Source organism: Aliiruegeria sabulilitoris, assembly GCF_001558155.1.
Classification (GTDB): Bacteria; Pseudomonadota; Alphaproteobacteria; order Rhodobacterales; family Rhodobacteraceae; genus Tropicimonas; species Tropicimonas sabulilitoris.
Genome location: NZ_LOAS01000067.1, coordinates 1 through 7,778 on the forward strand (window position 1 = coordinate 1; position 7,778 = coordinate 7,778).

Here is a 7,778-nt window from a genome sequence, read left to right on the forward strand (position 1 = left end):
CGACCACCTGACCTGAACGGGATCGTCCATCCGGACGAGGTGTGTGGATAAAGCCGAAAATGTCTGCTGCGCAATTTGAAGCGCGCCGGAAAGCGGGGCTCTCCACAGCCAAGCCGACACATGCATGCAGCGGCGCCCTTCGAACGCCAAACCAGACTGCGAAGAGAAGCGTGACCCGGAGAAACGATCCCAACGATGAATGAGATGAATGAAAGGAAACGAGCTTGACCCAGACGCCCAATTAGAGAAGCGGGCTTTCTCTGCAGGCGCGAACCGCGCACGGATTATCGTCAAAAGCCGACATCCACATTCGCCTGAATCCGAGATGCTCACTGCGCTGCCGCAAGTCGGCTCGGAGCCCGCTATACCAAATGCTGCACCTTGCAACGCAGGCTGCTATGCCGACTTCGCCGCAGTCGAGAAATCTCAACCTTTGTGGGCGCCGATTTCAGAAAGTAGGACGGGACGTATCTTCGTTGCGACCGGTGCAGAGATAGATATCATCGCGCCATTCTGACCCAAGTGGGCTGTTGGAAGCAGCGACAGGCTGCTTCCAACATTTTCGATCACTTCGCTGCTTCTTCGGCGCCACAGGCGCAGTCGCTTGCACTGCTGGCAAAATCGATCAACTCGATCTCGCCTGGCCGCCAGGTCTGGTCGAACCAGGACTCCAGCGGGCCATACAGGCGGAAAATCGTGTTCCAGCCCTTGCCGGGAACGGTCTGGACCCAGTTGCTTTCCTTGCCCTCCGGGGCCTCCGGCGCAAAGTAGATGTCGTAGGAGCCGTCGTCATTCTGGGCGACGCTGGTGTCGTTGCTTCCGATCCCCGGGAACTGGGCGTCGGTCTGCAACATCGATCGGGTCTGGTTGTCATAGAGCGTGAAAGACCAGAAATCCTTGGCCGGCACGTCCTTTGGCACATTCACCTTGTAGGTCCGCGCACCATCCAGCGGGTTGCCGTTGGAATCGAGATAGGTGAAGGCGTATTGCGAGCCCTTGCCGACCTTCTTGAGCGCCATCGCGGGTGTGATGCCGGTGGCGTAGAAATGGAAGCCGGCGCGGATGTCATGCAGCGTCACCCCGTCCAACTCCCAGGTATAGGCGCCGCCCGGGAAGGCCGTCAGCCAGTAGCTCTCGCCGGGATACCAGTAGAACCGCTCGTCGCGTGGCTTGGAGACGATGGTCTTCACCGTGACCGAGCCGGCGCTTGCAGCGGCCTTGAGGATCGCCTGCATCCGATCATCGGGCGCAAATTCCTGTCCCTTGACGATACCGATTGCCGCGAGGTGCCCCAAAAGCTCAGGGCGTTCGCCCATCAACGGCTCTGCCTGAACAACGTCGTTGATCTCGTGGAAGATATTCTCGTCCATCCGGTGGATCGTGTTCATGAACTGACCAGACGCATTCACGAAGGTCATTTCCGGCGGGTTCTCCGCCTCGGAGAGCGGATAGATCTTGAACTTCTCCTTGGTGTTATTGACCGCGTCATCCGTCGAGCCATCCTTCTGGTAGCCCCGCCAGATCACCCAGTTGCCATAGGTGGAGGTCGGGGCAACATGGTAGCCTTCGGGAACGTCACCCTCGTAGCCCGGCGGCAGGACAAGGAACTTGCCGCCCTTGCCTTCATCCGGCCCGAGATTGCCGAAATCGATGACATAGCGGAACCAGTGATCGTTGATGAACCCGAGCACGTTGGGCGGTGTCTCGATCACCATCGGTTCGTCGCCCAACTCCAGCCAGGAGAACATGTAGACGCTGGTGGTGTTGGCGGTCAGGAACAGGGCTTTCGAATCCATCAGCCCCTCGAACAGAACGGCCGTCGTGTTCGCCGGACCAAATTCGAGGATGCCTTTGCGGATTGCGTCCATCGAGGCAATCTTGGTGCCATCGAGGAAAGCCTGGTAGGCGTGGGTGAAGTCCAGCAGGTTGTACACCTTCTGCGCGGATTCCACATCTGGCACACCGTCAAAGAAGTTCAGAGCTCCCACGCGGGTCTGGATGTTGTCTGGCGTGGTAATGCCTTCCGGTATCTCCGTTGTCATCTCCATTGCCGGCACTTCCTGAGCCGCCAGCGGAGAGCCCCAGAGCCCTCCAGCCATCGTGGCAATTCCGGCTGCGATAGCCAGTGCCCTTGTGAAATTCATCTTTCGTCCTCCCTTTTTTCGTTTGGCGCAAGCATGCCCTTTTTCAAAAGCACCTCTGCCCTTGCGGAATTGGTCGCTATCGTCCGATATTTTCAATCGATGCGGCTGCGTCGAATGGGTACAGCGTCGAGAGCCAGACTCGCATGATTGCCGAAAGCACCGCGTCTTTCGGGGCTTTCTCGCCCGAACCAAAAGCGTGAATGAGCATGCCGGCGTCCATTCGATTCAATGCGCGCGCAACCGGCAGCGGTTCAAAGTCTGGCGTAATGCCCGCAGCCTGATCCTGTGCAATGCGAGCCGAAACCACTTCATCAAACGATCCCAGGAACGTCTCCCAGACACGTTCCAGTCGGGCATCGCCCGGCGCGGCATCCGCAACGGCTTTCAGGATCGGGCCATGCTGGTGGGCGACATCGACCAGGGTTGTCAGGCTCTGCCGCAGGCCCCCAACCGCATCCCCCTCATTGGAGAGCCAGGCACGCGCCCCTTCGACGATCCCGACTTTCACTTCGTCCAGAAGCGTTTCCATGAATCCATGGAGATCGTTGAAATAGAGATAGAAGGTGGGGCGACTGTACTCCGTCGTTGCCATGAGACCGCCGACGGTGAGATCGCGAAATGGCCGGGTCTCCAGGAATACGGATCCTGCATCGAGAATGGCGGACCGCGTTATCGCAGCCTTGCTCGGCGGCATGGGCCGAACGCTTTTGGACGCAGAATCGGTAGCGCGTGCATCTGACATCCCGTCACTAAATCTGACAATGTGTCAGAATTCCAGAGTATTCCTTGCAACTCGTTGGGGATATCTTCTGCCAGGAGCCCTGTATGAGCCTCCATTCGCTTGCAACATCCGCTTCCGTGTGTGGATGTATATGGACCCCGCCTGATTGCAACGTTCTGGTAGTTCTGGTTCGGCGACTACAATTGCTGATGTATATCCGGCTTCTTTGAGCGGCCCGATACATCGTCGCCGCGAGCCCCGATGGGTTTCCGCTCGCCTCTCCCTCAATGGCTCCAAGGCATGGGCGGCGCGCCCTGCCAATCCACACACCAGGTTCAAGAAGCGTCGGGTTGTGTCCCTCTCACCATCTCATCCGCTTTGCTGAAGGATTTTCGATGCGGGCCGCAGCGGATCGGTGGTGTTCGGGCGCAGCTCGGCCCGCGTTGGAAATCCTCGCAAGGTGGAAGCCGCGGGAACCTGGGCGCTGTCTATGGGCAAAATGTGCTGCGGATGGTTGCGACGGTGGGTACTGACGGTCGTGCGGTCAGAAAGTGTCGGCCGCGGGAGGTTGCCCGATCGGGTGCGATCGTGATTTCAGTGTGCCGGCAGGTTTGTTGATCGCGTGTTCGTGGACGGATCGTGGCACGGGGCACACCGGGGGCGGTCCGGTCGGCGGGCACGAACCGGGGCGGTATTCGCGGCAAGGACGGGTGTTTCGTCATGCGGCCTGCTCCCGGGGTGGTGCGCGGGATGAGGGCTTCTGCCCGCGACGGAAGATTTCGACGATGCGCATCGGGCCGCCGCAGCAGGGGCACGGTTCGCGCAGAGTGAGCGGGACGATCTCGGCAGTCTCCTGCGTTTCCCGTTCAGGCGGCGCGGCGCCAAGCAACTCGCGGACGCGGGCGATGGTGGCCTTGCGGCGCGCGCCGGCCAGCAGACCGTAGTGGCGGATGCGGTGGAAACCGTCGGGCAGGACATGGAGCAGGAAGCGGCGGATGAACTCGGCCGTGGTGAGCCGCATGACCTTCATCCGGTCGCCGGACTTGATGCGGTAATCCTTCCAGCGGAACGCCACGGTGTCGGCATCGGCGCTGACCAGGCGATGGTTCGAAATCGCCACGCGGTGGGTGTATCGGCTCAGGTAGGCCAGCACCGCCTCGGTGCCGCCGAAGGGCGGTTTGGCATAGACGACCCATTCGGCCGTGCGCGGCGGGGCGAGGTAGGCGGAGAAGGCTGCGGGATCGGCCAGTCCCGCGAGGTCGCCGAAGAACCGAAGCTCGCCCGCTTTGTGAAGCGTCGCCAGCCCTTCCAAGAACAGCCGTCGGAAGAGCCGGGACAGGACCCGAACGGGCAGGAAGAACCCGGGGCGGAAGGCGATCCAGCGGCTGCCGTCGGGCGACAGGCCGCCTCCGGGCACGATCATGTGGATGTGGGGACGGTGTGTCAGTGCGGAGCCCCAGGTGTGGAGCACACTGGTCATGCCGACGCGGGCGCCGAGATGCCGGGGATCGACGGCGATGGTCGTCACGGTCTCCGCCGAGGCGTGGAACAGCAGGCCGTAGACCGCCCGCTTGTTCCAACAGGCGATGCGGGCGTCCTCGGCCGGCACGGTGAAGACCACGTGGAAATACTCCACTGGCAAGAGATCCTCGGCTCGTGCCGCCATCCAGTCCCGCGCCGCGGGGCCCTGGCACTTCGGGCAATGCCGGTTCTTACAGGAGTTGTCACGCCGCTGGAAATGGTCGAAGCCGCAGTAACGAGGTCGCTCTTTACGTCCCCAGATTTGGGACAGATACGTCACGGCTGCGCCACGGCCACGTACGCCGTCAGAGCAGGCCGAAAGCCACGGATGTGTATTGCGACCCCAGGTAGGAGTGATGGATGACACCATCCGGTTTTCGCTGGCCAACAGCCATGTCCATGGCGTCGATGACCAGTTGGGCCTTCAGGTTGGCTCGCAGGGCCCAATCATCGAAGCCGAAAAAATGGGAAGACGCTGAACATTGCACGGAGAAGTATCGAAGGTACGGCTGAATAACCGGTCAGGAGATGATGAAGCCGGAGGCCCGAAACCTCAAACTGCGGGCATTTGGGGAACTGGTCGGCGACTCAAGTTCGCCTGACATAAAAACGATCCGTACTTTTTCGACCTGAATGATGGCTTTCAAATCGCAAGCTTCGCGGAAGTATCTAAAATTATTAGCTGAATCTCGATTGGCCGAAACTGCATAGCGGTCATACTCACATTCCGTCCAACTACTATACACGCTCCGGGAGTGGAATAGCCGGACGTACACGCCAATAACAGGGAGCTTTGCCCCTGACTCATTTTGGAGGAACCACCATGCTTCGTACTTTCGCCTTAGCCGCTTTCCTAGTTGGCGCAACTTCGGCTTTCGCAGACTCGCACAATGCGGCTCTCATCGACGAAATCACCAGTTACCTCGACAAGAAAGGCATCGAGTATACTCAGGAGGAAGTCGACGCACTCACTGATGAACAATTGGCTTCGGTCAAGAACGTGATGAGTAGCGGCGGTGACACCCTTGATAATCAACAGAAAGCTGCAATTCGCGCTATCCTCACCAGCAAGTGACGACGTGAAGTAAATTATCTCTGTAACCTGCGCATAAACCTATACCGACAGCGCCGGCTCAAACTGAGCCGGCGTCATAACAATCCAACAGAGCGCCCTGGTCTTGAGTGCGGTCGCAAAGCGGAACACGCCCGGTCGGAATCCTTTCGATTCAGTCGCTCACTTGATTTGGCAGTGAGGGGGGGCCGAATCTTGGAATAACGCACCGGCCGGCGACCGCGCCCACTCGATCCGAAAACAGATCTCTCCAAAGATCAAAGGGTAGCGCGCGTGTTGAAACTTCCGGTAAGCGCAGCGACTCCATGGCCTCGACAAATTCACAAACAGATACTGTGCAAGGTCTGACTAGGGAGAACTCCGTAATACTGCTTGTATCTTCCGGAGAACCGTCCGAATTCCCATACACCCCAACGTGTCAAGACGTCGGTCACGGTAGCTTCGGCCGGATTCGATTGTCTCAAGTCTTGATGGACCTTTTCTAGTTGTCTGGCCAGAATGAATGTGCGTGGACCAACTCCATAGAATTCCTGAAAAACTCGCCGTAGCGTGCGTTCGGAGACACCCGAAGCAATCGCCAAATCCGACGCATGAATCGGGTAGTTTTTCAATTCCCTAATGTACTCAATCGACTTCTTCAGAACGGTAGCTTTTGTTCGGTACGAACATTCGATCTCTTCCGCTGGTCTTCCTTTCCGCCCGATCTCGACCTGCAGCAAAGGAGCAAGCAGCGAAACCAAGTCGGCCTCCATCATTCGGATCGCAGGGGATGTCTCCATTGTGGGGCGCTGGGAAATCGCCGAAATTGCTTGGGCAACGTAAACCCGGAAACGATCCGCCAACAACCGTTGGTTCCTGACACTGTATCTCCAGCGTCGTGTGCGTCTTTCAAGTCCGTATCGCTTTTCGATTGTATGTTTCGGCACAGCAAAAAGTTGCCACGACCCCTTGTCGCTAACGTTTACGCAGAACTCAGCGCCAGGTTCGTTCACGCTGATGGCATCTTCAGTCATCGTATTGCCGCTGGATACCAGAGTGCCCGCCTGTAAAGGAACATAAAATGTGTAGTAGTCTGATGATCCGGAGCCCTCGGCAATAAATCCCGTATTAGTATAGGCCCTCTGGATCAGGCATTGACCGGTCGGCAAAATTTCCTCTCTAAACAGCATCTGACCACCGGTCGTCGGAATAAACCGAGCATCGATCATCGCGTTGCTTTCGACAAATTGATCGAAATTGGTGAACTGTGATTGTCTCATAGATGACCGTGGCCTCGCGCTAGCTCGTTCGGATCAACTTACTTAGATTCATCTTGGCTCACCTTGACATAGCACAAGTTCGAATTCCACCGGAGTACGCTGAGGTATCCCCGGAGAATGCACGGCAATCTCAAGCCATTGCTTTTAAACACAAAAAAAGATTGGCCGGATCTGCATAGCGGTAGCGCCGATATCCCGTTCGTCTGTATGTGTGATCTTCAGCTGTCAGAAGGCTCAGCGAAAGATGAAACTCGGCGCCTTTCTAGTCCCATCTCGTCCGCCTGAGCGTTCGCGCTCCGACAACCGTTGCTGGGAATTGGAAGAGCTGGTCAGACTGGAAGAGCTCGGGCTGGACGAGGCGTGGATCGGGGAGCAGATCGCTACCTCTTGGGGTACATGCGATCTTCCAGAACTGATTATCGCAAGATCTCTGTTTGAAACAAATCGAATTCGGCTCGGAACGTTGGGATACCTGCTGCCTCACAACAATCCGATCGAAATGGCCAATCGGATTGCCTATCTCGATCACGTGTCCAATGGACGGATACAGCTTGGCATCGGTGTCAGGTCGCTCCCTGCGGATAACATAATTGCTGAAGCTGAGGTCGGGCGAAGTAGCCGTTTGTCGTTCGAATTGATCGAAACGATGGTGGATCTCTGGCAAACGGAAGCCCCAAAAATCGAATATGGACGCGGGTCTATGGAAGCGACAGGGATTTCGCTGCCTTGGCTCGGCCGTGATTGCAAACCTCTTCAACAACCTCATCCGCCAATCGCAATCGCCGCGATTACGCCTTCATCTCGCAACCTCAGGTTTGCGGGAGAGAAAGGTTACATTCCAATCAGCCTAAGTGTCGATCCCGACGGATCGTGCACCGCTTTGCACTGGCGTACTGTGCAGAAAGGCGCCGAACGGAGCGGCCTGTCTCCAGATCCAGAGGCTTGGCGGATAGTACGGGACATTTATGTCGCTCCAACAGACGCCGAGGCACGAGACTGTGCGGTCAACGGCATTATGGGTCGTTGCTGGCGCGAGTTCATACTACCTGCCTATCTTGAGA

Annotated in this window: 6 protein-coding genes and 1 pseudogene; 3 read left to right on the forward strand and 4 right to left on the reverse strand. The window is 57.7% G+C overall.

The features are described from left to right. Positions 1 to 566: 566 nt before the first annotated feature. From AX756_RS24180 to AX756_RS24190, 3 genes and pseudogenes are all read right to left on the reverse strand, one after another. Positions 567 to 2,144: a DUF1254 domain-containing protein gene (locus tag AX756_RS24180; RefSeq protein ID WP_197431139.1), complete on the reverse strand. Its 1,578-nt coding sequence runs from the start codon at positions 2,142 to 2,144 to the stop codon at positions 567 to 569. A 76-nt stretch (positions 2,145 to 2,220) separates the two neighbouring features. Beyond that, the gene (locus AX756_RS24185) at positions 2,221 to 2,673 is read right to left on the reverse strand and encodes a hypothetical protein (protein WP_156461677.1); all 453 of its coding nucleotides are present in this window, start codon (positions 2,671 to 2,673) and stop codon (positions 2,221 to 2,223) included. A 910-nt stretch (positions 2,674 to 3,583) separates the two neighbouring features. Beyond that, positions 3,584 to 4,609, reverse strand: a pseudogene (locus AX756_RS24190) (IS91 family transposase); the annotation flags it as partial. 133 nt (positions 4,610 to 4,742) lie between these two features. Here AX756_RS24190 and AX756_RS26925 point away from each other — a divergent pair. Next, positions 4,743 to 4,865 carry a hypothetical protein gene (locus AX756_RS26925; RefSeq protein WP_438938421.1) on the forward strand — a complete coding sequence of 41 codons (123 nt, stop codon included), beginning with the start codon at positions 4,743 to 4,745 and terminating at the stop codon, positions 4,863 to 4,865. A gap of 344 nt (positions 4,866 to 5,209) precedes the next feature. Beyond that, positions 5,210 to 5,461: a hypothetical protein gene (locus AX756_RS24195; RefSeq protein ID WP_068318332.1), complete on the forward strand. Its 252-nt coding sequence runs from the start codon at positions 5,210 to 5,212 to the stop codon at positions 5,459 to 5,461. A gap of 317 nt (positions 5,462 to 5,778) precedes the next feature. Here AX756_RS24195 and AX756_RS24200 read toward each other — a convergent pair whose 3' ends face one another. After that, the gene (locus tag AX756_RS24200) at positions 5,779 to 6,717 is read right to left on the reverse strand and encodes an AraC family transcriptional regulator (protein WP_068318335.1); all 939 of its coding nucleotides are present in this window, start codon (positions 6,715 to 6,717) and stop codon (positions 5,779 to 5,781) included. A gap of 244 nt (positions 6,718 to 6,961) precedes the next feature. Between AX756_RS24200 and AX756_RS25380 the strand changes: the two genes are divergently transcribed. Then, positions 6,962 to 7,778 (forward strand): LLM class flavin-dependent oxidoreductase (locus AX756_RS25380; RefSeq protein WP_082739357.1); only part of this gene is annotated, 817 nt, incomplete at its 3' end.